We start from the raw sequence: 22,900 nt of genomic DNA, 5'->3' as shown, positions 1-22,900 counted from the left end.
GTTATCAATCGCCTGTCCGGCAGGGAGTGTGCAGATACTGCTGCTACACGCCGTGAATCCATCCGTGGAGGCTCGACGATGGCATCCCTGCCATCAACGTCCGCAGCCGCATCTACACTGGGTTATTCTGTCTCTTCGATTTTGCTTCATTTCGTGCGAGTAGCTAGTTAAAAAGCTAACTAGGTTTTGGACAAAAGTATCTTGACCTTCGAATGAAGGTGTTAGCATTGTTTGGCTTGTAGCATTTGCCGGAATAGGTTTTTACATCGCTGATGGTAGCGTTAACCTTTATGGCAACCAATTGCCTGCAGCAGGCCTTTCGTGCAGGTATTTCGGTGGGGCGCTGCAAGTATATCCCTATACGCTCGACGGTGGCATCCATGCCACCACCCCCCACCGCTATACCTACACTGACTTATCACTCTCTTCGATTTAGCCGTAATTAGTATCCACATAGCTGTTAAAAGCTAAATTTTTTTTTATCTCCTAATTACCTCCGCCCCTTATAAGGAATGCAGCAAGCGCTGAGCAATGAGTATCTTAAGAAAGCAGGATTGTATTCACTGAGAGATGGATGGATCGCAGTTCACTCTCGAAACCAAGAAGCTAACCAGAAAGTTTAGGTTAGGCGTTCTAAATGAACCGCCCTCGGCTCTGGCATCCTGCTTCGCCCTACCTCCTAAATCCATTTAGTCGTGTGCGGAGCCGCATGCAGGGTGGTGTGGGGGCTGGAGGCTAGATACCTCCGGCTACCCGATTATGTGATTTTAATTTAGGCAATTCGATACGTTGTTAATTTGATAATCGTTTAATGAGCCTAGTTTAAATTTAAAGTCGACATACTTACAAAAATGCTGACCTTCAACTGTATATTCAATTTTCCCAATAGTATGCACAGTATCCCCATCTTCAAAAGATGACTCGATATCTCTAGATAATACTATTGAACCATCCATAACCTTAAAGGCATCAAACCATTTTTCTTTAATACCAATTTGCCCAAGCATACTCTTAGAAGAATTATCCAAAGCTTTAGGTTTAGCGATAAATGAGTCATAAGCTAAATATGACATTAACCCCAATGAAACCAAAGAGATCCCGACTACTTTATTCATAATATACTCACCTTAAAATCACATAACGCCCAATTCTAGGGAATCCCCAGATAATTCCTTTTACAATCAATTAGTAGACACGCATGGTGCTGTTTGATCTAATCAATTTCGCCAAAAACAAACTAGAACAACACCATGCGTGACATTACAATACTACATGACTCTCTTAGCAATCAATGCTCTTCCATCCACAAAAAACGTCTTAATTCTCTTATGGTTGCCACTCAATCATTACTAGATGGTGATCAACTCTCTTTGACCCAGCTAGGCCGTAATATCTCTGGTAATGTGGCGCCTAAGCACAGTATCAAACGTATTGACCGCTTGCTCGGTAATCGCCACATCAATAACGACCGATTGACGATATATCGCTGGCATGCTATGCACCTCTGTGGTGCACTCTTCTGAAACCATGAGCGATGCCTATCGTGCTTGTCGATTGGGCTGATGTGAGAGAACAACTTCGTTTGATGACATTAAGGGCATCTGTCAGTGTTCAAGGCCGTTCCGTTACGCTCTATGAACGCACTTTTGAATTTAAAGCTAAGCCTGTAGAGTTAGCAACGCACCTCGCAGCCACAATGTTTTTCTGACTGAGTTGGCAAAGGTGCTTCCGAATGGCTGCTGTCCGCTAATCGTCACCGATGCTGGCTATCGCAATACTTGGTTCGCTCAAGTAGCAAGTCACGGCTGGTTTTGGTTAGGGCGTGTTCGTGGTGACGTCTGTTATCTACATGTTGGAACACATCAATGGCACTCCAATAAGTCGCTTTACCCAACAGCAACGAACAAAGCCAAATACATCGGCCGTGTTAATCTCGCCAGGAAAAGCCCATTGTCCTGTCATTTACACCTGTACAAAGCGAAAGAAAAAGGTCGTAAAGACCGCCGTTCCTCAAATGCAGGAAGAAACCATACCGCCCAAGCAAGCTACGGAAGAAGCAGCAAAGAGCCGTGGCTATTGGCAACCAACTTACCACCTAATCACTTTAACTCGGTCCAAGTGACAAAGCTCTACGCTAAGCGAATGCAGATTGAAGAGACCTTTCGAGACTTGAAGAGTCCACAATACGGCATGGGGCTGAGGCACTGCAAAAGTCGTTGTCCGAAGCGGCTAGATGTGTTGCTGCTCATCGCTATCCTGGCAGAAATTGCCTTATGGCTAATTGGTATCGTTGCCTTACATCTAGGCTGGCAAAAACACTTTCAGGCCAACACCATTCGGCACCGGCCTGTGCTGTCGATTGTCAGATTGGGGAAAGAGGTTCGGCGGAGGGAAAACTATCAAATAACAGCGCAGCATTTACGCTGGGCAATGCATGAATATATCAAGTTGGTTCACACTGCAGGGAGACCTGAATTATGAGGGGATCCCCCAGCGCCGCGTTAAGTGGTGAGCAACGCTAACCACCCTACCTAACCCATTGTGACATAAACACTTAAATTGAAGTAAGCCGAAAACGCCATGCGTTGGGAATCCGTCTTAAACGCTTTGTGTACGCCCAGCATGGGCATGAACTAATGAGGTGAAAGTCCTCTGTAGGAAGATCACCGTCTAAATAACATACTGTTATTAAACGTTAACTACTAGCGAATGGCAAGGGCTTATCCGCGAGGATTGGTCTGAAGGAAGCCGCTAGCAAATTTGCGAGCTGATGAACAAGAACATCATATGAGGCGTAGGCTAGAGGTGAGTTGGCAGGGTCTGCCCCGCGAAGCAAGGGTACAAGACGACGAAACCACGTGATCTAATGGCCACCGTAAATGATGCAGCAGTGCAAAGAAAGTTCATGTTCCCTCTTTATCAATAAAGAGTGGGGAGATCTGCTTAACACGCGATCGGTCATTAACCAGTGAGGCTCTGGTTTATAAGTGCCTTGGCTTTTCAATTTCATCGACTGAAAAGAGCGAACTAGATGGAAACCGATAGCGCATGACGGGGTAACTCGGCATGTGATTAAGCAGAAGTCAGCAGACGGCATAGTAGCCCAATGCCCATCGTAATGGATGGGATAGCATACCCCGCGGTAGCGTTGTGGGTACATGGTGAAGGCCTGAACATTTAGAAGAAGGAGGAGTCTTGTCAAACTTGTCGATACCCACTACGTCGCCAGACGATTACTATCAGCAGCGTATTGATATGCAACCGGCCTTCAACCGCGATCTATTCCAACAACTGCTCGAACCTAAAAATCTACACCGGGCGTGGCGTCAAGTTAAAGCCAATAAAGGCGCAGCTGGCGTCGATGGCATGACCATCGAAGCCTTCCCGCTCTGGATGCAACAAGGCGGCTGGCAACAGTGTAAATCTCAATTAGAGCTAGGTGAATACCAACCCTCAGCGGTCAGGCGCGTAGAGATCGACAAACCCGATGGAGGTAAACGCAAATTGGGGATCCCTAACGTCATTGACCGTGTGATACAGCAAGGCATTGCTCAAATACTCACGCCGCTGTTTGACCCATTCTTCTCGACCAACAGCTTTGGCTTTAGGCCGAACAGAAATGCCAAACAAGCGGTACTGCAAGTAAGGGATATCATCAAACTGAAACGCAAATTTGCCGTCGATGTTGATCTGTCCAAGTTCTTTGATCGAGTAAATCACGACCTGTTGATGACTCAATTGAGGATCAAGGTACAGGATAAGCGTCTGCTGGCGCTTATTGGTAAATACTTGCGTGCTGGCGTGATGATCAACGACCAATTTGAAGCAAGTTTTGAAGGCGTGCCTCAAGGCGGCCCACTCTCACCATTACTCTCTAACATTATGTTGGATAGTCTGGATAAAGAGCTGGAAAGTCGAGGGCATAAATTCGCTCGCTACGCAGACGATTTTATCATCTTGGTAAAATCTCAACGAGCGGGTGAACGGGTACTCAAGAGTATTACTCAATACCTTGCCACTAAGCTAAAACTGGCCGTTAATGAGCAGAAAAGCCAAGTGGTTAAGGTCGATCAAAGCAAGTTCCTTGGTTTTACCTTTAACCGCGGAAAGATCCAGTGGCATGCTAAAACATTACACATTTTCAAACAAAAGATGAGGCGACTAACGAACCGAAATTGGGGCGTGAGTATGAGTTATCAGCTGTTTAAAATGCGTCACTTCTTATAAAACAAGAAGGCAAGGCTGGATCAATTACTTTGGCATAGCCAACGCTTACCAAGGGTGTGTCGATTTAGACCATTGGATCCGTCGTCGAGTACGGATGTGCTACTGGCGTCAGTGGCGAAAACCACGGACTAAGGTGCAGAATTTACTTAAACGAGGCGTCAGGATCCAAGCAGCCGTTGCTTGTGGGATCACAAGTAAAGGCCCATGGCGGAGCTCGAAAACACCAGGAATACAGCAAGCGCTGAGTAATGAGTATCTTAAGAAAGCAGGATTGTATTCACTGAGAGATGGATGGATCGCGGTTCACTATCCGAACCAGAAAACAGGTTAGGCGTTCTAAATGAACCGCCCTCGGCTCTGGCATCCTGCTTCGCCCTACCTCCTAAATCCATTTAGTCGTGTGCGGAGCCGCATGCAGGGTGGTGTGGGGGCTGGAGGCTAGATACCTCCGGCTACCCGATTAGGGCTTGAAACCCTCAGCAACAAACTTACTACCCATTGACCCCATTAATATACTTGAACCTTTGTTGATGTAAGACTTAAATCGTAAATAACTGGCTTGAGCCTTTGGGCTTGACAACAACACAGAAACTAGGAAGTACCAAGAAAAATTTAAGACAAACACGCCCACAACTAATGTTGATGTTGTATGAGCAGGAACTTTCACGGGTAACATAGCTGCAAACACACTGCTAAATACAATTGCAGTCTTTGGATTACTTAACTGAGTCGCCAAGCCAAGAACTACCGCCTTAAAATGAACTGGTTTGTTAGTCAGCTCTACGTCAGCAGAATCCACTTTGCTTTTGCTCGAGCGCCACATTTTCACACCCAGATAACATAGATATAGACCACCAAGAACTTTGAAAGCTACGTAAAGCTCTGGCACAGCATCAAAAAGTGCAATGAGCCCCATTGAGGCAATAAATGCAAATATACTTGCCCCCAAACCTAAACCTATAGAAATACACATGGCTTCAGATCTAGATCTCGACATAGCTGTTTGCGCAACCAAAATAAATGAAGGGCCTGGTGTCATCGCACCAAAGAGTAACAGCATAGCGATTGGCAGTAGAAATAAGTATTGCTCCAGCATTTGTAATCATCCTCGTAATAACTTGCGCGATTGAGCCCTAACGCCTCAATAACCGGCGCAGCTTTGCTGCGTCCGGCGCCGAAGGCGCGAAGTTGATTGACTTGTTATGTGTTTGTACGCACCAGTTTATTGGCATATGGCTTGCTTCCTAATTTATAGCCATCAATATTAGGAGTTAACTATGCAAATTGGAAGTTCAACAAGCGCATTACCTATAACGCCAGCGCAGAAAAGCGGCAACAATTTGCCACCCAATACACCCGTTACTGGCAATATGCAGCCGGAAAAACCGTTTATTCGTGAACTTGCTGAATCATTTGACCCTAAGAATATGAGCTACAAAGAATCCATGGAAATTGCCAATGCTTTAATGAAAGCTGGAGAAGGTGATTTAAGCTCAGCATTTTTACCTCCACCACTTTTAAAAGTTAATAGCGATGGAAGTGTAAGTGACATGAGAGGAACGCCTGAAGGTGAGGCCAAAATGAATGCCAAATTCAATATGTTTGATGTACTTGAAGCTAGGATTGATTTCAATAAAAGTATGAATATGCCAACAAACTTACTTGAAGATTCTTATTCTTTTTTAGAAAAAATCCAAGTAGCTCGTAATACGCCGAGTATCAATGAGTACACATAACAGCTTATTGATTAGCAGCAGGATAACTTCCTGCTTTCTTGTAAGTCTCTTAGTCAAAATATCACTTGTAAGTGTTTGTTGTAAATATATTTTTTAACTAAAAAATACAGGTTAAACATGACAATTTAGCAGATAAAAAAGATGCATAGGTGTTTACGAGGTCTGCATAGCACTTTTATATATATTACAAACTATTGATAATAACGAGTTAATGTTTAAAAGTTAGTATTATCGATGCGCCAATCAAACGATTTATGCATCTTTTTCATAGTAATTATCTTAACTTGAACTGTATATGATCCAGTTTTTTGATCGGTAGTGGATTACATCATGCGGGTGTAGCGATAAAAATTTCTAGGCCAGAAAGTCTGCTCGTTACTGAACCACCGACAACGTGTTAACTCACTTTGGGGCAAAAGCACGTTAGCTTTTAACTCTGAATGCACACCAAATAAAGCCAAATCGAAGAGAGAAAATAACCTAGTGTAGATGCAGCTGCGGACGTTGATGGCAGGGATGCCATCGTCGAGCCTCCAAGGATGGATTCACGGCGTGGAGCAGAAGTATCTACACATAAGCCTGCTGCAAGCAATTAACTACTTTGAAGATAAGATTTCAAACACACTTTCCAAAAAGATTTAGCCGAACGCTACTAAAGCTAATCCAAAAAATGCTAAAGATTCATTTCAAGATCTACACACTTTGGGGCAGAAACGAGTTATACCTGAATGTCCGCTCGTGATCAGCAGCGAGCAAATCTAACACCCTACGACTATTAGATTTGATCGCGCTCGGCTAAGGAGTTTTGTCTGATGAAGTTCGGACCTATTCAGGTAAATAAAAAACCACGATAGTAATCAATCGTGGCTTTTCATTAGACTTTATTAGCTAGGCACTGTTTTTAACAAAGCACTGTTTTTAGCAGACAGTATTGCTAGCAGACAGTGTTGCTAGCTAAACACTTTAGTCAGCGCCGGACTATATGTATTAGTCCCGACTAGATCTGTTTTACGTCCTATATCTGTTCTACATCGAAGTTGACTTCAGGGTTAACATCAGCGTCATAATCAACTGACTCTATACCGAAACCAAATAGCTTTAAGAACTCTTGTTTATATTCGCGATAATCGGTGAGCTCACAGAGATTTTCTGTGGTGACTAACGGCCATAAGTCACGGCAATGCTGTTGTATCTCTTCTTTGAGCTCCCAATCATCCAAACGTAGACGATCTGCTTCATCAAGTTGTGGTGCTGTACCATCTTCACGGAATAAACGTTCTTTAAACATACGGTTAATCTGTTCTTGGCAGCCTTCATGTAGGCCTTCTTCGCGCATTTTCTTAAAGACCATTGCGATATACAAGGGCATGACGGGAATAGCAGAGCTAGCTTGAGTGACGACACTCTTAAGCACGGCAACATTAGCACTGCCACCGGTAGCTGACAGCTTAGCGTTAAGTTCATGGGCTGCACGGTCAAGATCCATCTTGGCTTTGCCAAGGGCACCGTGCCAATAGATAGGCCAAGTCAATTCGGTGCCGATATAGCTATAAGCAACGGTCTTACAGTTAGGAGCCAATACACCTGCATCGGCTAGGGCGTTGATCCATAGCTCCCAATCTTGACCGCCCATAACGGTAATAGTGTCTTGGATCTCTTGCTCTGTGGCGGGCTCAACGCTGGTTTCGATAATGATATCTTTGTTGGTATCAACCGCTGTTGCGGTATAGGTTTCACCTATCGGCTTAAGAGCCGAGCGGATTAACTCGCCGCTATCGGGCAGTTTTCGAACTGGTGAGGCCAGCGAATAGACCACCATGTCAACTTGGCCAAGATCTTGTTTGATTATTTCAATGGCGCGTTGTTTAGCCTCATGGCTAAAAGCATCGCCGTTTAAACTCTTTGAGTATAAACCAGCTTGTTTAGCAAATTTATCAAATGCCGCAGAGTTATACCAACCTGCGGTACCAGGTTTGGTTTCGGTTCCTGGTTTTTCAAAAAAGACGCCGAGGGTTGCAGCGCCGCTACCGAAAGCCGCTGCAATACGTGAAGATAGACCATAGCCGCTTGAAGAGCCGATAACCAGTACCTTTTTAGGACCGTTTACAACAGGTCCGTTTGCCTTGGTTAGGTTGATTTGCTCAAGTACATTTGCTTCACAGCCGACCGGATGAGTGGTAGTACAAATAAAGCCACGTGTTTTGGGTTTGATTATCATGTTTCTGCTTCTCTTGAAAAAGTGCCATTAGGATAATTAAAGCAAGATGAAATGGCACATGTTTTTTAATAATTAGGCACATAAGTCCTAGTGGTTGGAGCAGTTTAGCGTTTGTAGGAGAACATCGTTTGCTCCTGGATCAGTCGCTGGGTGTATTCATGTTGCGGCGAATTAAATAAATTCTCCGTAGTGGCCTTCTCCACCATTTCCCCCTGATGTAACACCATAATTTTGTCGCTAAAATGGCGAATAATGTTCATGTTGTGTGATACAAAAATGTATGACAACCCCATCTCTTGCTGGAGTTTGAGCAACAGGTTTAAAATCTGCGATCGCACCGATAGATCCAATGCGGTTAATGCTTCATCGGCGATAATGATTTTGGGGTCTAACATTAAGGCTCTGGCAACCGCGACTCGCTGTTTCATCCCCTCTGAAATCATATGGGGATAAAAATCGGCGTGCTCAGGCAGTAAGCCAACCTTCCTTAAACGGTCAATCACTTGTGCACGGCGGCTGTGTTTATCTAAGTCGGTATTAAAGCGTAGCGGTTCATCGAGCAGTTCACCCACAGTTAAACTGGGGTTTAATGAAGTGTTAGGATCTTGGAAAATCATCCTAATTAACTTGCAACGCTGTTTAAGATCACGGCTATCAAGGCGTTCACCTTCAAAGTAAATCTCCCCCGCGCTGCGCTGCTCTGCGCCTACAAGAATACGCGCTAGGGTACTCTTACCCGAACCTGTTTCGCCCACAATGGCCAGTGTTTCGCCGCTGTTAAGCTCAAATGATATTGGCCCAAGCGCTTGATTATATTGACGCTTAAAACCTTTGTAGCCAGCAAAAAAGGTTTTACTGAGTTGGCTAACTTTTAGTAAGGGGCTCGTCATGACTTGGCTCATTATAGTAAGGGAAATGACACGCAAAATAGCGATCTTTATGATGGCTCAATTTGGGCTGATTCACACAGTGTTTTTGCGCCTGAGGGCAGCGGGGACCAAGACGGCAACCAATGGGTTGGTGTTGTAGTGATGGCGCCGAGCCACGCAGGGTTTGCATCATGGTTTTATGCAGCTCAGGGTTAGAATAATCAGGGATATTGTCCAGTATCGCTTTGGTGTAAGGGTGATATGGTTGAGCAATCACATCGGCAGTGGGGCCCGATTCCATTATCTGGCCACTGTACATGACAGATAAACGGTCGCACCACAGCGATAAGTTTTCTAGCTCGTGGCTAATCAATAAAATCGACACATTATGTAATTGATTTAATTTACTCAGCAGGCGAAATATTTGCGCTTGGGTTCTGACTTCCATCGAGTTGGTCGGCTCGTCGGCGATCAATAATCGTGGTTGATTGGCGACCGCAATGGCAATCATCACTTTTTGGCATTCACCGTCAGACAGCTCCCAAGCGTAGCTTGACATCACTTTTTGGGTTTCTTTAATACCCACCTTATGTAGCCATTGTCGTGCAGTTTTACGTTTGTCTTGCTCACGTCGCCACCAAGGTAACGCCTTGTTTTCGGGCATGGCTTCGATAATTTGTACGCCGACCACTATGGTGGGATCTAAGCTGCTAATGGGGTCTTGAAAAATCATCGCCATTTCGCTGCCCATTAAGGCACGGCGCGCTTTAGTGCTCATGTCCAATAAATTTTGCCCATCCCACATCATGCGATCGGCTTGTATTGTCCAATTATGCCCAGGGATCCCCATAATGGCTTTTGCCAGCAAGGTTCGCCCCGAGCCAGATTCACCCAGTAGACCATGAATTTCACCCGGGTTAAGGGTCAAGCTTACTCGCTCTAGCGCCTTTACTCGGCCGTGGGGCGTATCGAGTTCTATGGTGAGGTTTCTAATGTCCAATAATGGCATGTTGGTTTCTCATTAATGGCGAATGGGTGAAAGTGCAGAGCGCAGACCGTCGCCAACGAGGTTAATCGCCAGTACACAGCATAGGATGGCTACGCCAGGGATGGTGACTGTCCATGGCGCCGTTAAGAGGTTATCTAACCCTTGTGCCACCATGGCGCCCCATTCTGGGCTCGGTGCTTGTGCCCCCAGATTCAAGAAACCTAAGGCGGCGATATCCAAAATCGCCGCCGAAATACCTAAGGTGGTTTGGATGATCATGGTGTCTAAAATATTCGGTAAAATCACATACCAAAAAATTTGTAGTGGGTTGGCTCCATCTAGCCTTGCTGCGGTCACATACTCTTTTTGCAACTCTTCATGTACCGCTTGGTGGATGGCCCTGACAAATTGAGGCGTTAATGCAATGCCTACCGCCCAAAATACGTTGCTCAGCCCAGGTCCGGTGACAGCCACCACTAGTATTGCCATTAATAACGAGGGGATAGACAGTAATGCATCGAGTAAATGACTCAATATACTCGATTTTAAGCCCGTCATCATGCCCGAAATAGACCCTATTACAAAGCCTATTACCAAGGCCGTAGCAACAATCGCTAGCGCCATACCAAAGGTCAGGTGCGCCCCATGCAGCAACCTGCTAAAGATGTCTCTGCCCAGATCGTCGGTGCCTAAAAAATGTTCAACCGTGCCAGCAGGATCCCAAGAGGGAGGCAGTAATAACGCCTGAGGATCTTGATGTGCAGCAGAAAAGGGCGCAATAAGCGGTCCAAATAGTGCCAGTAAGATGAGGCAGCAAATCGCCCAAAAACCGGCAAACGCAAATGGGTTGTCGGTAAACGCATTCCAGATGCGTCGCAAAGGCGAGGGGATATGGCCCACCTGATAAATTTTAATGGGCGGCATAGAGTTCTTTCCTACTGAGCGGATTGATCGCCGTATGTAACACTTCAATTAAGATGCTTAAAAAGATAATGATCAATGCCACTGCCAAAATCCCCCCTTGGATCACGGTATAATCGCGTTGATAGATCCCCGAGACTAACCAAGCACCAACCCCCGGCCAGCTAAAAATCACCTCAACCACAATCGCGTAACTGGCAAATGCCCCGAGCATGAGCCCCAGATTTTTAAGAACAGGAATAAAGGCATTGGGCAGTGCGTGGCGCATCACTATGGTATAGGTTCTTAGGCCGCGAGCTTCGGCGGCCTTAATATAGGTTTTTTCCATAATCGACATCATGGCGCTGCGAGTGATACGCACTACCACAGTAAAGGGCAGTACTGCCAAGGTGACCGCAGGCAAGACAATATGCTGCAGAGCGTCAACAAAAGCTGACCAAGCATAGCGAGAGTCCCATAGCAAAATATCGATGAGCAGAAACCCCGTTACTGGCTTTATCTCGTAAAGTAGATTGATTTGACCTGAGATGGGCAGCCAGCCTAGGCGCACGCCAAACCACAGTGACAGGCTCAGTCCGAGCCAGAAGACGGGAATGGAGTAGCCCGTTAAGGTGATTGCCATAATGGTATGTTGGGTAATTTTATGTTTACTTAACGACGCTAAAACCCCGAGAGGGATCCCGAGTAGTAGTGCAATTGCACCGGCCACAAAGGCCAGTTCGAAGCTGGCGCTGAGTACGGCGGTTAATTCATTAAACACCGGGTTTTGCGAGGTGACGGAGATCCCCAAGTTACCGGATAAACGTTGTTCTAAATAGGCTATAAACTGGCTTACTTGGCCTTTATCCAGACGATAAGCCTCATTGATGCTGGCTTGTTCTTCTGCCGTGGGAGCGTGGATGCCTGTGAGGGCGACAGTGTGATCGACCGGAAATTTAGCGGTGACACTAAACATCACCACAAACAACACCAGTGATGTGGCAAAAAATAGGTTTAAGCGACGAGCAAGATAGCGTGCCATCAGTTAGGCTCCTCAATAGCCACAACGGCTGGTGTAACCTTAGTGAAAGAGATACCACCAAAAGGCGTTAGTTTAGACTGCGTTACCCGTTTTTGTTTGACCACCATGCGGGTGGCGTGTGCGAAAGGCAGCATCGGAACTTGCTCAGCGACATATTGTTCGGCTTGTTGGTATAGCGTTGTACGCTCTACACGATCAGTGGTTGACTTAGCCGCCTGAAGAATACGGTCAAATTCCGGTGCGCACCAACGTGAGCGGTTACTGTTAGAGTCTACTGATGCGCAGCTTAATATGGGGGTGAAAAAGTTATCAGGATCACTGTTATCGGCGTTCCAACCGATTAACACTGAATCGTAATTTTGCCGACTGAGTTTCTGGTTAAACACACTCCAGTCATAACTGACTATGTTGACCTTGACCCCAATTCGCGCCAAATCGGCTTGAATTAATTCAGCGGTTTTGTGGGTATTAGGATTATAAATGCGGGCCACTGGCATTGCCCAGATATCAATACTTAAGTCACTGATACCAGCATCGCTGAGTAACTTACGTGCTTTTTCTGGATTATAGTCGATTAGGCTTTTATTGCTCGAATAGGCCCATGATAGCGGGGGCAGGAGGCCAACGGCTTCTACCGCCGTTTGATGGTATACCGCCCGCAGGATATTTTCTTTATCCACAGCATGGGCTAATGCTTGACGCACCCGCACATCATTAAAGGGAATACGTTCGGTATTAAATGCCCAAAAGGCGACATTAAAGCCTGGGATAGAATCGACCTCTAAATTGGGTTTGTCGATCACCACGGGTAACTCACCGGCTTTGGGCAGCGCCGAAATGTTGCAGTCGCCTGTAATGAGCTTCGCCAGCCGTGTGGTACTTTTGGGGGTAATATCAAATACCAGTTGCTCAACGTCGGGGGTTAAACGCCAGTAATGGTGGTTGCGATAATAACGAATAAAATCATTTTTTACATAATCGACCAGCCTAAAAGGGCCAGTACCAATGGCGAGTTTATCAAGGAGTTCAGGTTCGTCAGCTTGTAGCAATTGTAAGCCATACTCTTGCGACAGTATGACGGCAAATCCGGTGGCGAGGTTAGATAAAAACGAGGCGTCTTTTTGTGTCAGATGAAAGGCAACCTGATAGTCGTTTACTTTCTCAATGTTGTCGATTAACTCTGAAAATCCAATACTTTGGAAATAAGGGTAGCCATTTTTAGCCACATCATGATAAGGATGAGTGCTGTCGATAATACGATTGAAGGAAAACAGGACATCGTCGGCGTTGAAATTACGCGTTGGGGTAAAAATGTTTGAATGATGGAAACGCACTCCAGTGCGCAGCGAAAAAGTGTATACGCGCTCATCGTCACTGATGGTCCACGCTGTGGCTAATGAGGGGACTAACTGGCCGGAGGTCGCATCATAATCGACTAGTCCGTCATAGAGTTGCTGCGAAGTGGCGTCGACTGTGGTGCCCGAGGTCACTAATTGTGGGTTGAAGGATTCTGGATTACCTTCCGAACAATAAACCAGACCAGAAGGAACCCGAGAAGGGCCACAGGCTGCTAATAATGGTATAACGCAGCAAAGAACCGACCCTAATGTGAGACGCTTAAGCAGCTCTGTCATCAGTAGATGTAATCGTTGTTTGAATGAATAATTTCATTTTAACAGTGCTACTGAGCTAGGAGCAAACTTCATCTGCTTTAAGCGAGATTTATTTATCCAATAAATTGTATTTTTTCAAAATTCCTCGTAGTTGATGGTAACTGAGTCCGAGTAATTCGGCGGTTTTTTTCTGGTTGTATTGCCCAGCTTCCAAGGCCTTACTGAGTAACTGCACTTCATGGGATTCGCAGTGTTCTTTAAAGTCTAATGGAAATGCTATTGCGGCAGCCTGTTGTGGTTGCGGAGCCGACTCGGGCTCAAGTGGGGTGACAGGCGTCGCATTGTGCTGCGGTATAGCTTGGCGCGAAGTGGTTTTTACTCTGTGCGTGGGGCGGTAGGGCGAAGCGAAGGGATCAATGACGATATGATCGATAGCGGTATGCAGATCCGTATTTCGATAAACACTGCGCTCCACCACGTTTTTGAGTTCGCGAATATTGCCAGGCCAATCATATTGCATTAATTGCTCGATAGCGCGGGGGGAGAAACCGTCAAACAGTTTATGTTTTAATTGCCGCGCCATGCCGATAGCAAAGTATTCTGCCAGCGGCATAATATCTTCGGGGCGATGACGCAGTGGCGGTAAGGTGATCACATCAAAGGCTAAGCGATCTAGCAAGTCTGGTCTAAATTCTCCGGCTTGGGCAAGTGAAGGAAGATCTTCATTGGCAGCACAGATTAAACGCACATCGGTTTGTACCGTTTTACTGCCGCCCACGCGTTCAAATTCACCGTACTCAATGACTCTGAGCAACTTTTCCTGGATGAGCCCTGAAGTATTGGCCAATTCATCTAAAAAAAGTGTCCCGCCATCGGCGCGTTCAAAACGACCTTCATGCTTTTTATTGGCTCCAGTAAATGCGCCAGCATCATGGCCAAAGAGTTCACTTTCCAGTAAATTCTCGCTTAAGGAGGAGCAGTTCAGTTTGATAAAATTTTGCTCCCAGCGCGTCGACAGGTAGTGCAGTCGCTCGGCTATGAGTTCTTTCCCCGTGCCGCGCTCACCAATAATGAGTACGGGTTTGGATAAGGGGGCAATTTTTGATACGTGCTCTAGTACTTCCAATAACGCATTCGATTGGCCGATAAGATTATCTTGTTGGAATTGATTCGCCACGATAAGTTTTAGTCTTTCACGCTAATAATTGGTGAAATTTATAATATGTGGCTGCGGTTACAAAATAAAGTAAAAGTTAAAATAATGTTTAAGTCTATGTATTGTAATGGATATCGAAAGTTGGCACACTAAATGTATTATTATTTGCGACACCAACGTTAATTTAGAGGACAGTATTATGGGCATTTTCTCTCGCTTCGCAGATATCATCAATTCTAATATCAGCGCGTTACTCGATAAGGCCGAAGATCCTGAAAAAATGGTTCGTTTGATCATCCAGGAGATGGAGGACACCTTAGTCGAAGTTCGTTCAACCTCTGCCAAAGTACTTGCAGAGAAAAAAGAGATCTTGCGTCGTATCGTAAAGGTGCAAGAGCAAGTGCAAGATTGGCAAGATAAAGCTGAGTTAGCGTTATCGAAAGATCGCGAAGACTTAGCCAAAGCCGCATTACTTGAAAAGCAGAAAGCCAGCGAACTGGCCGCTACGCTTGAAAAGGAGTTAATGGTCGTCGAAGAACATATTACTCGCCTCAAAGAGGAAGTGAATCTGCTGCAAGAAAAGCTAGCTGATGCTAAGGCGCGCCAGAAGACGATTATCATGCGCAAGCAGACAGCCTCTTCTCGTCTTGAGGTTAAGCGTCAACTTGACTCAAGCAAGATTGATAGCGCCATGAGTAAGTTTGAGCAATATGAACGCCGTGTCGAAGGGTTAGAGTCACAGGTTGAAGCCTATGATTTAGGTAATCCTAAAACACTTAACGATGAGTTCGCCGCTTTAGAAGCCGAAGATTCAGTCAATGCCGAGTTGGAAGCATTAAAAGCCAAGGTTAAAGCCAGCAACGCGAAAAAACAGACGACTAAAACAACTAAATAGACACGATTCAGAGGTGAGTTATGGATATGGATTTATTAATAGCCCCGATCATCATCTTCATGATAGTGGTGGCACCCATTTGGCTGATCCTACATTACCGTAGTAAACGCCAAGTGAGCCAAGGACTCACTGAAGAAGAGTTTACTCAGCTAAATGAGTTAATTAGCAAAGCCGATAAAATGGCCCAACGCATAGAAACCTTGGAAGCTATTTTAGACAGCGAGGCGCCACAATGGAGGCATCGAGATGAGCGCATCTAATGGACGTCCCTTATATCGCATTCCCGAATCAGGCAAAATCGCTGGGGTCTGCGCCGGAATAGCCGATTACTTTAACTTTGAAACCTGGTTAGTCAGGGTGGTGGCTGCATCGATATTTTTACTTGGGGGCTCGGGCATCATCTTTATCATCTATGTGCTACTGTGGATGATATTAGATATCAAGCCCGGCAGCACAAAGAACAAATATCAGCATAAAGAGATCGAGGTTAAAAAGAAGGTCTGGCAGGCTGGCGAACCCGCTAAAGCAGCGTTACGCGATGTCAGTAGCCAATTTAGACAATTAGAGGTAAGGCTTCAGCAACTCGAACGTCACGTCACCTCTGACAGTTTCGATCTTAAACGGGAGATCAACAACCTATAAGCTTGACTCATCTTGACTTACTTAGGGCGGTGAATACCGCCCTTTAACATGGCTACGACCTGAATACGGATTGTATAGGGTCCAAGATAGGTGCTATGAACTCACTCAATCGCTCACTTCAAAAGCTATCACAGCAATCAAAATCTTTGGTCAAACGTACCACTGATAACCATGTACGCTTAGCGGTAACGGGTCTGTCTGGCGCAGGCAAAACCGCCTTTATCACCGGATTAGTTAATCAACTCCTGCACAGTGGTACCGTTGGGCAACATAATGCGTTGCCCTTATGGCAGGTGGCGCGAGATGAGCGCCTTTATGGGGTAAAGCGCGCCTTACAGCCCGACATGACCATTGCCAGTTTTGATTACGAAGGCGCGATGGCGGCCTTAACGTCAAGTGAGCCTCACTGGCCAGCGTCCACGCGTAATATCAGTGAGCTGAGGTTAGCGATTAAATATCAGCCGCAAAAAGGGCTGCTGGCAAAACTGACTGACCATAGTACCTTATATGTTGATATTGTTGATTATCCAGGTGAGTGGTTACTCGATTTACCTATGTTAAAACTCACCTATCAACAGTGGTGTCAGCGCCAAGATGAGCGCAGTAGCTTGTTGTCACTCAGCGAGTATTACGCAGCGTTTATTGACGCTTGCGCCGAGCTACCTTTAGCGTCACCAGCCCAAGAGCTGCAACTCAAACAGGTGTCGAGCCTGTATCAACAACTGTTGTGTGACAGTGTACATACCCATGGTTTTTATAATGCCCAACCTGGACGCATGTTATTGCCAGGTGAGCTGGTCGATACGCCAGTATTAGCGTTTTTTCCTCTATTAGGCTTAAGTGAGGCGCAGAGTGAGGCGTTAGAAAAAAGCCCTAAAGACTCATATTACCATGTACTTAAAAAACGTTATCACAGCTATGTGACCCAGGTTGTTAAACCTTTCTACCGCGATTACTTTGCCAAGTTTGACCGTCAATTATTATTAGTTGACTGTTTTACGCCACTTAATCGCGGTAAAGCGCAGTTTGATGATATGAGTCAGGCGCTAGATGACATCATGGCTAGCTTTCACTTTGGTCAATCTAACTTATTGAAAAGGCTCTTTGCTCCTCGTATCGATAAACTATTATTTGCGGCCAGTAAAGTGGACCATATTACCCGCGATCAGCAGGGCAATGTGTTATCGCTATTAACTCAACTCGTTAATCGTAGTCAACAACATGCCAAGTTTGAAGGTTGTGATGTTGAGGTGATGGCGATCAGCGCCATTAAAGCCACACAACATGGCATGGTGCAAGTCGACACTAAACAGATAGAGGTGGTTAAAGGGCGCGATATGGCAAGTGGTAAAGCGGTCACTTTGTTTCCTGGTGAAGTGCCTAAGCAGTTGCCTCGCAGTGACTTTTGGCAGCAACAAGGATTTGAATTTGTTAATTTTGCGCCGCCTCAAATCGCCAGTACAGGTAAGGATGTGCATTTTGAGCATATTCGGTTAGATCACCTATTGCAGTATTTAATTGGCGATAAATTAACTTAGCTATCCCTGATTTACATCTTGATTGATGATAGGAACGATAATGACGCAACCCTCAGATCCGATAGAAAAAAAACAGTTATTCGAGCTAGGCGATGATGATCCCTCGGCTCAGCCAAGGCTACAACAGGCAAGGCATTTTGATGCTGAACCTGTACATATACTATCGGCCGAGGATGATGAGGCGCAGCTTGCACAATTATTAGATATTGACCATAGCGCGAAGCGCACCTTGATGGTGAGTAAGCGTCGCCGCTGGTCATGGTTGACTAAAAGCATGTTGCTTGGCCTTATCATCTTAGTATTGACCCAAACCGGGTTGTCCTTGGCACAAGCATGGACCGACAGCCCTTGGCTATTTGGTTTATATGCTAGTGTTCTGGTTTTAGTTATCTTGTGGGCTGGGCGGATAACCTTTAGTGAATGGCGTCAGCTAAAGCGATTAAAGGGGATTGAGGAGGCGCAGCAAGTGAGTGAGCGCTTAGCTCTCAGTATGCAGATTGGTGAGGCCGACCCATTTATCGAGCGGATTTTGGCTAAATTACCCACAGATATCGACACCCAAAACTACCGCGATCATGTGCGTGATGAGCATAACGATGCCGAACGCGTGCTGTTATTTGAGTCGCTGGTGTTAACTGAAATCGATAAAAAAGCTAAAAAATTAGTGCATCGCTATGCCACAGAATCGGCATTATTATTAGCCGCAAGCCCGTTGGCCGTGCTCGATATGGCGATTATTTTATGGCGTAATCAGAAGATGATCCGCGAATTAGCCAGCTGCTATGGTATTGAACTGGGTTATTGGAGCCGCATTAAGCTTATTCGTTCTGTGATAACCAATATTATTTATGCGGGCGCCAGTGAGGTGGTAACCGATATTGGTACCCAGTTGCTGTCACTGGAAGTGTCTGGCAAGGTATCGACGCGGATGGCGCAAGGCTTAGGCGGCGGATTACTCACCGCAAGGTTAGGTTATCAGGCCATGGCATTGTGCCGGCCCGTGGTATTTAGTCGTGAGAGTCGACCCAAATTAACCAAGATCCACACCGCACTATTGGGTGAACTCAAAGATTTCTCTTTAGGTGCACTGGCTAAACGGACTGGTCGTAACAAAGATTTTACATCTCGCTAAGGCTTAATCTGATGTCGTGGCTTTACTCTCAAGCGCAAAGCAGTTCAAGGTAGGTCAAGGCGGGTGTTGAGCTTTATTCAACCAATGAGCACTTTGGAGAGAGATAATGCAACAAAAATGGCAGCAGGCGACTCAAGTTATCCACGCAGGGCATCAAAAGGATGCAACGGGAGCATTAGTCTCACCGCTATATCAAAGTGCAACCTTCACATTCGATAACGTAGAGCAAGGCAGCGCCTGCTTTGCTGGTGAGCAGCAAGGCTATATTTATACTCGCTTAGGTAATCCCACCACGGCTGAGCTTGAGCGTAAGTTAGCCATACTTGAGGGGAGCGCAGCCGCCGCTGCTACCGCTTCGGGCATGGCGGCGGTATCGGCCGCATTATTAACCCATTTATGCTATGGCGATCATCTCGTTGCCGCCAAAGCCGTCTATGGGTGTACCTTTGCCTTGATGACCACGCAGTTGAATAAGTTTGGTATCGAAACCACCTTGGTGGATTTTAATGATATTGATGCGATAAAGCGCGCCATCAAGCCCAACACTAAAGTGCTGTTTTGTGAAACTCCGGTGAATCCCCATCTCGATGTGTATGACTTAACCGCCATTGCTCATATAGCGAAGCTGCATCATCTGGTGAGTATTGTCGATAACACCTTTATGACCCCGTTGCTGCAGCAACCTATCTCGTTGGGCATTGATATGGTGGTGCATAGCGCCACTAAGTACCTAAATGGCCACGGCGATGTGATTGCCGGCATGGTGTGTGGCAGCGAGGAGGTGATAACCAAACTCAAAACAGAAATCCTCAAAGACATAGGTGCGGTATTATCACCACACGATGCTTGGCTTATCTTACGCGGGCTAAAAACCTTAGATGTCAGACTTGCACGTCATTGTGATAATGCCCAGGTGATTGCCGAATATCTGGATAAACACCCGCAAATTAGCCGGGTCTATTATCCAGGCTTAAGCCACCATAGTGGACATCATCTTATCGGCTCGCAGATGCGCCGAGCCGGGGGAGTGGTAGCCTTTGAACTTGATAGCCATTTTGATGGGGCCGTTGCATTTGTTAATCGACTTAAGTTATTTACTATTGCGGTCAGTTTAGGTGATGCTGAGTCACTTATTCAGCATCCAGCTTCGATGACGCATTCGCCCTATTCATGTGAGGAGCGACTTGCGGCAGGGATTAGCGACAGTCTATTGCGTATATCGGTAGGATTAGAGGCGGTTGAAGATATTCTTGATGATTTACGTCAAGCGTTAGAAGGGGGGTAGTCCATCAGTGGCCAACTCATTATCGAGTAGGCCACTGACAAGCAAGCGGCTTACGCTTAGATAGTCCAGAACAGGTGAGCGATGATGTACAGTACTAACATACTGATAAAGTTTATTATTGCGCCTGCTCGCATCATCTCTGATTGCTTAATATGACCTGAGCCATAGACAATCGCATTGGGCGGCGTCGCCACTGGCAGCATAAAGGCACAAGAAGCAGCAATACCAATTAACACCGACAGCATCACAGGTGAGAGTCCCAGTGCTTCAGCAATCGCGGCAAATACAGGTACCAACAAAGCAGCACTAGCGGTATTACTGGCAAACTCGGTGAGCATCACCACAAAAAAGATCACCGCAAAGGTGAATAACGCCATGTGAGTGTTACCAAAAATGTCGGTGACCCAGTGGGCTAAAAACACACTTGTACCTGTGGTTTTTAAAATAGCACTTAAGGTTAAACCACCACCAAAGAGGATCAGCACGCCCCAATCTGTCGTTTTTTCTATTTTTTTCCACTGCACTAAGCCTAGGCCAGCCAGTAATACCACGGCACTTAATGCCACTATGGTATCGAACTGCTTGATGCCGCCTAAAGCGCCAGAAATAGGCTTACTGAATATCCAGCAACATACGGTTGCTAAAAACACGATGAGGGTGAGTTTACCTTGAAAGTTTAATTTCTGGCTGTCGTTTGGGATCTCGCAAACCACATTAAGATTGGGTTTCAAATAAAGATAAAGCGCGATAAGCATACTGGGCAACATCAGTGCCACGGTGAGCAGACCGAACTCTAACCAGTCGGCAAAACTTAAACCCACTTGAGCCGCTGCGATAGCATTAGGCGGACTGCCCACTAAAGTACCTATGCCACCAATATTGGCCGAGTAGGCAATGCCAAGCAGCATAAAGAGGTATGTACTGCGATGCTCTTTAATGTCTAGCTGTTGCAAAATGCCCAGAGCTAACGGCAGCATCATTGCCGCTGTTGCTGTGTTACTGATCCACATCGATAGTAGGGCGGTGATGACGAACAACATCATACAGGCAATACTCAGTTTACCTTTAGAAGCGGAAAGCACTTTCTGAGCAATGCGGCGGTCGATGCCTTGATGGTTCAAGGCTGCAGCAAGGACAAAGCCGCCAAAAAATAGATAAATAATCGGGTTAGCAAAATTGCTCATTGCCGTTTTGGTCTCAAATACTCCTAATACGACCCCTAAAATAGGGATCAATATCGCGGTCACGCTAATATGGATAGCTTCGGTTAACCATAATATTGCGGCGAAAACGAGAATGGCGAGTCCGATATTAATGCTCTGCTCAAAAGGCAAAAATTGATACATCAATATGAATAAACAGATATCGGCAAACAATATAAGCATATTTTTAGATTGTGCCGGCTTTTCTGGGATCAGTGGCTGAGCCTGCGTGGTTTCGTGAGACATTAAAGGGTCCATATTCTTGTTGTTAGTACTTGTGTTGTTAGGCGCACAACATTATCCCAGCGTGAGATCGGCACAAAGCTTTTTATTTGTAGTTAAATTACTTTGTACTACAGCTGTATGTGTGCAGTAGCGCAATAAAATGCGGCTCAATGCTACCTGAATCACGCTTTAAAGTAAGGGGTGGATCACATTTTTTTTCATAGTGAATCGCTTACGACAGATTTCATCCAGTTATGAAATAAACTGAAAGTCATTTTGTGTGATCGTCGTCACCGTGTGCTCGGCTTGTTGTTGGTGCTTGTCACGTATTTGCACAAGGTATGAGTTTGTTCTATGTTTTTAACGTGACCAAGGAAAAAGGAATGCTGGTCATCCCCTAATGGATACTCAAGGAGTTGGTTATGAAAGCAACATTATTGGGCTGTTTAATCGCGGCTACATTGGCAATCGGTTCGGCTCATGGGGCCGAAAAAGTTGAGCCTGTCACTGTGAATGCACCAGTTCAGGCACAAGCTGTTAATATCAATACCGCCACAGTAGAGCAGTTAAGTCAGCTAAAAGGAATTGGCGAAAATAAGGCGATGGCGATTATTGAGTACCGTAATACCTACGGTAAATTCACTGATATCAATCAATTGTCCGAGGTTAAAGGCATAGGTCCTAAACTACTGGAGGACAATCACGCCAATATCACATTGTAAATGATTGACTTGTTTTTATTAAAAATACCCGCGCTTGTGGGTATTTGTTTATAGATTCACCACTCAGACATAAAGAATGCCTCATATGCAGATATTCGCTTGATCGCATCTGCTGCATGATAGATAATGCCTCCGTCTTAGAGTGAACATGCTTTAAGGATCTATGGTGACCCTAGGGTCCCCCCGCAATGATAACTTGTGAACTCGGCCAGGCCCGGAAGGGAGCAACCGCAGCAGGCGACTCATGTGCCGGGGTGTGGCTCTAGGGAAACCTCCAAACCTCCTGTAAACCAATCTTAAAAATTAAATTCTAATCAACGGTTTATCTCATAAAGACCGCAAATAGTACACTCGATGAGAAATCGGTTAGCTAAAACTTGCATTATCTTTTCTAATATTTGCCGTTTTATCTTTGGTTAATGCCGTGCCGTTATAAATAGTGAAATACCCATAGGTGTGATTTTTTATGTCTGGGGGTCTGAGTTATGTCTGGAAAGTCGCGAGCGTGTG

General features: G+C 45.6%; 18 protein-coding genes, 1 other RNA gene and 2 pseudogenes. 11 read left to right on the top strand and 10 right to left on the bottom strand.

Translation table 11 applies throughout. The features are described 5' to 3' along the window. Positions 1–767 precede the first annotated feature (767 nt). Positions 768–1,115: a hypothetical protein gene (locus DN599_RS06245; protein WP_110456730.1), complete on the bottom strand. Its 348-nt coding sequence runs from the start codon at positions 1,113–1,115 to the stop codon at positions 768–770. 135 nt (positions 1,116–1,250) lie between these two features. Between DN599_RS06245 and DN599_RS06240 the strand changes: the two are divergent. Beyond that, positions 1,251–2,481: pseudogene (locus DN599_RS06240) on the top strand (IS4 family transposase). A 714-nt stretch (positions 2,482–3,195) separates the two neighbouring features. After that, positions 3,196–4,558, top strand: a pseudogene (gene ltrA, locus DN599_RS06235) (group II intron reverse transcriptase/maturase). Positions 4,559–4,687: 129 nt separating this feature from the next. Here the strand turns inward: ltrA and DN599_RS06230 are convergent. Next, a complete protein-coding gene (locus DN599_RS06230; protein WP_110456729.1) occupies positions 4,688–5,323 on the bottom strand; it encodes a LysE family translocator in 636 nt (211 codons plus the stop codon). Positions 5,324–5,504: 181 nt separating this feature from the next. On the opposite strand from DN599_RS06230, the gene DN599_RS06225 reads away from it, so the two are divergent. After that, complete coding sequence (locus DN599_RS06225; protein WP_110456728.1) at positions 5,505–5,963, top strand: hypothetical protein; 459 nt, start codon at positions 5,505–5,507, stop codon at positions 5,961–5,963. 1,015 nt (positions 5,964–6,978) lie between these two features. Here DN599_RS06225 and fabV read toward each other — a convergent pair. From fabV to pspF, 7 genes are all read right to left on the bottom strand, one after another. Then, positions 6,979–8,181, bottom strand: coding sequence for an enoyl-ACP reductase FabV (gene fabV, locus DN599_RS06220; RefSeq protein ID WP_110456727.1), 1,203 nt, complete (start codon positions 8,179–8,181; stop codon positions 6,979–6,981). A gap of 104 nt (positions 8,182–8,285) precedes the next feature. Next, the gene (locus tag DN599_RS06215; RefSeq protein WP_110456726.1) at positions 8,286–9,071 is read right to left on the bottom strand and encodes a peptide ABC transporter ATP-binding protein; all 786 of its coding nucleotides are present in this window, start codon (positions 9,069–9,071) and stop codon (positions 8,286–8,288) included. After that, the gene (locus tag DN599_RS06210) at positions 9,046–10,059 is read right to left on the bottom strand and encodes an oligopeptide/dipeptide ABC transporter ATP-binding protein (protein ID WP_110456725.1); all 1,014 of its coding nucleotides are present in this window, start codon (positions 10,057–10,059) and stop codon (positions 9,046–9,048) included. Before DN599_RS06210 ends, DN599_RS06215 begins: the two co-directional genes overlap by 26 nt. Positions 10,060–10,071: 12 nt before the next feature. Next, positions 10,072–10,962 (bottom strand): ABC transporter permease subunit, encoded by an 891-nt coding sequence (locus tag DN599_RS06205; protein WP_110456724.1) that lies wholly within the window; start codon positions 10,960–10,962, stop codon positions 10,072–10,074. Further along, positions 10,949–11,980: an ABC transporter permease gene (locus DN599_RS06200; RefSeq protein WP_110456723.1), complete on the bottom strand. Its 1,032-nt coding sequence runs from the start codon at positions 11,978–11,980 to the stop codon at positions 10,949–10,951. Before DN599_RS06200 ends, DN599_RS06205 begins: the two co-directional genes overlap by 14 nt. Then, positions 11,980–13,614 (bottom strand): ABC transporter substrate-binding protein, encoded by a 1,635-nt coding sequence (locus tag DN599_RS06195; protein WP_110456722.1) that lies wholly within the window; start codon positions 13,612–13,614, stop codon positions 11,980–11,982. The genes DN599_RS06200 and DN599_RS06195 overlap by 1 nt, the downstream gene beginning before the upstream one ends. Before the next feature lie 88 nt (positions 13,615–13,702). Continuing rightward, entirely contained in the window at positions 13,703–14,770 is a 1,068-nt protein-coding gene (gene pspF, locus DN599_RS06190; protein ID WP_110456721.1) for a phage shock protein operon transcriptional activator, read from the bottom strand. Positions 14,771–14,948: 178 nt separating this feature from the next. Here pspF and pspA point away from each other — a divergent pair, with 178 nt between their 5' ends. The 6 genes from pspA (at position 14,949) to DN599_RS06160 (ending at position 20,241) form a co-directional block, all read left to right on the top strand. Then, on the top strand, positions 14,949–15,644 hold the full coding sequence (pspA, locus tag DN599_RS06185) for a phage shock protein PspA (protein ID WP_110456815.1): 696 nt from the start codon (positions 14,949–14,951) through the stop codon (positions 15,642–15,644). Positions 15,645–15,664: 20 nt separating this feature from the next. Continuing rightward, positions 15,665–15,904, top strand: a complete 240-nt coding sequence (pspB, locus tag DN599_RS06180) for an envelope stress response membrane protein PspB (RefSeq protein ID WP_110456720.1) — start codon at positions 15,665–15,667, stop codon at positions 15,902–15,904. Further along, on the top strand, positions 15,891–16,286 hold the full coding sequence (gene pspC, locus DN599_RS06175; RefSeq protein WP_110456719.1) for an envelope stress response membrane protein PspC: 396 nt from the start codon (positions 15,891–15,893) through the stop codon (positions 16,284–16,286). The genes pspB and pspC overlap by 14 nt, the downstream gene beginning before the upstream one ends. 95 nt (positions 16,287–16,381) lie before the next feature. After that, positions 16,382–17,824 carry a YcjX family GTP-binding protein gene (locus DN599_RS06170; RefSeq protein ID WP_110456718.1) on the top strand — a complete coding sequence of 481 codons (1,443 nt, stop codon included), beginning with the start codon at positions 16,382–16,384 and terminating at the stop codon, positions 17,822–17,824. A 40-nt stretch (positions 17,825–17,864) separates the two neighbouring features. Continuing rightward, positions 17,865–18,956 (top strand): YcjF family protein, encoded by a 1,092-nt coding sequence (locus DN599_RS06165; RefSeq protein WP_110456717.1) that lies wholly within the window; start codon positions 17,865–17,867, stop codon positions 18,954–18,956. A 106-nt stretch (positions 18,957–19,062) separates the two neighbouring features. Continuing rightward, on the top strand, positions 19,063–20,241 hold the full coding sequence (locus DN599_RS06160; protein WP_110456716.1) for a trans-sulfuration enzyme family protein: 1,179 nt from the start codon (positions 19,063–19,065) through the stop codon (positions 20,239–20,241). 56 nt (positions 20,242–20,297) lie between these two features. Here the strand turns inward: DN599_RS06160 and DN599_RS06155 are convergent, their stop codons facing one another. Beyond that, positions 20,298–21,689 carry an SLC13 family permease gene (locus tag DN599_RS06155; RefSeq protein ID WP_110456715.1) on the bottom strand — a complete coding sequence of 464 codons (1,392 nt, stop codon included), beginning with the start codon at positions 21,687–21,689 and terminating at the stop codon, positions 20,298–20,300. 401 nt (positions 21,690–22,090) lie between these two features. Between DN599_RS06155 and DN599_RS06150 the strand changes: the two genes are divergently transcribed. Further along, positions 22,091–22,390, top strand: coding sequence for a ComEA family DNA-binding protein (locus DN599_RS06150; protein WP_110456714.1), 300 nt, complete (start codon positions 22,091–22,093; stop codon positions 22,388–22,390). Between the two features lie 172 nt (positions 22,391–22,562). Continuing rightward, positions 22,563–22,659: signal recognition particle sRNA small type (gene ffs, locus DN599_RS06145), an RNA gene on the top strand. Positions 22,660–22,900: the final 241 nt, after the last annotated feature.

Source organism: Shewanella algidipiscicola, from assembly GCF_900380485.1.
Classification (GTDB): Bacteria; Pseudomonadota; Gammaproteobacteria; order Enterobacterales; family Shewanellaceae; genus Shewanella; species Shewanella algidipiscicola.
This window is presented reverse-complemented; position numbering and strand designations above follow the sequence as displayed.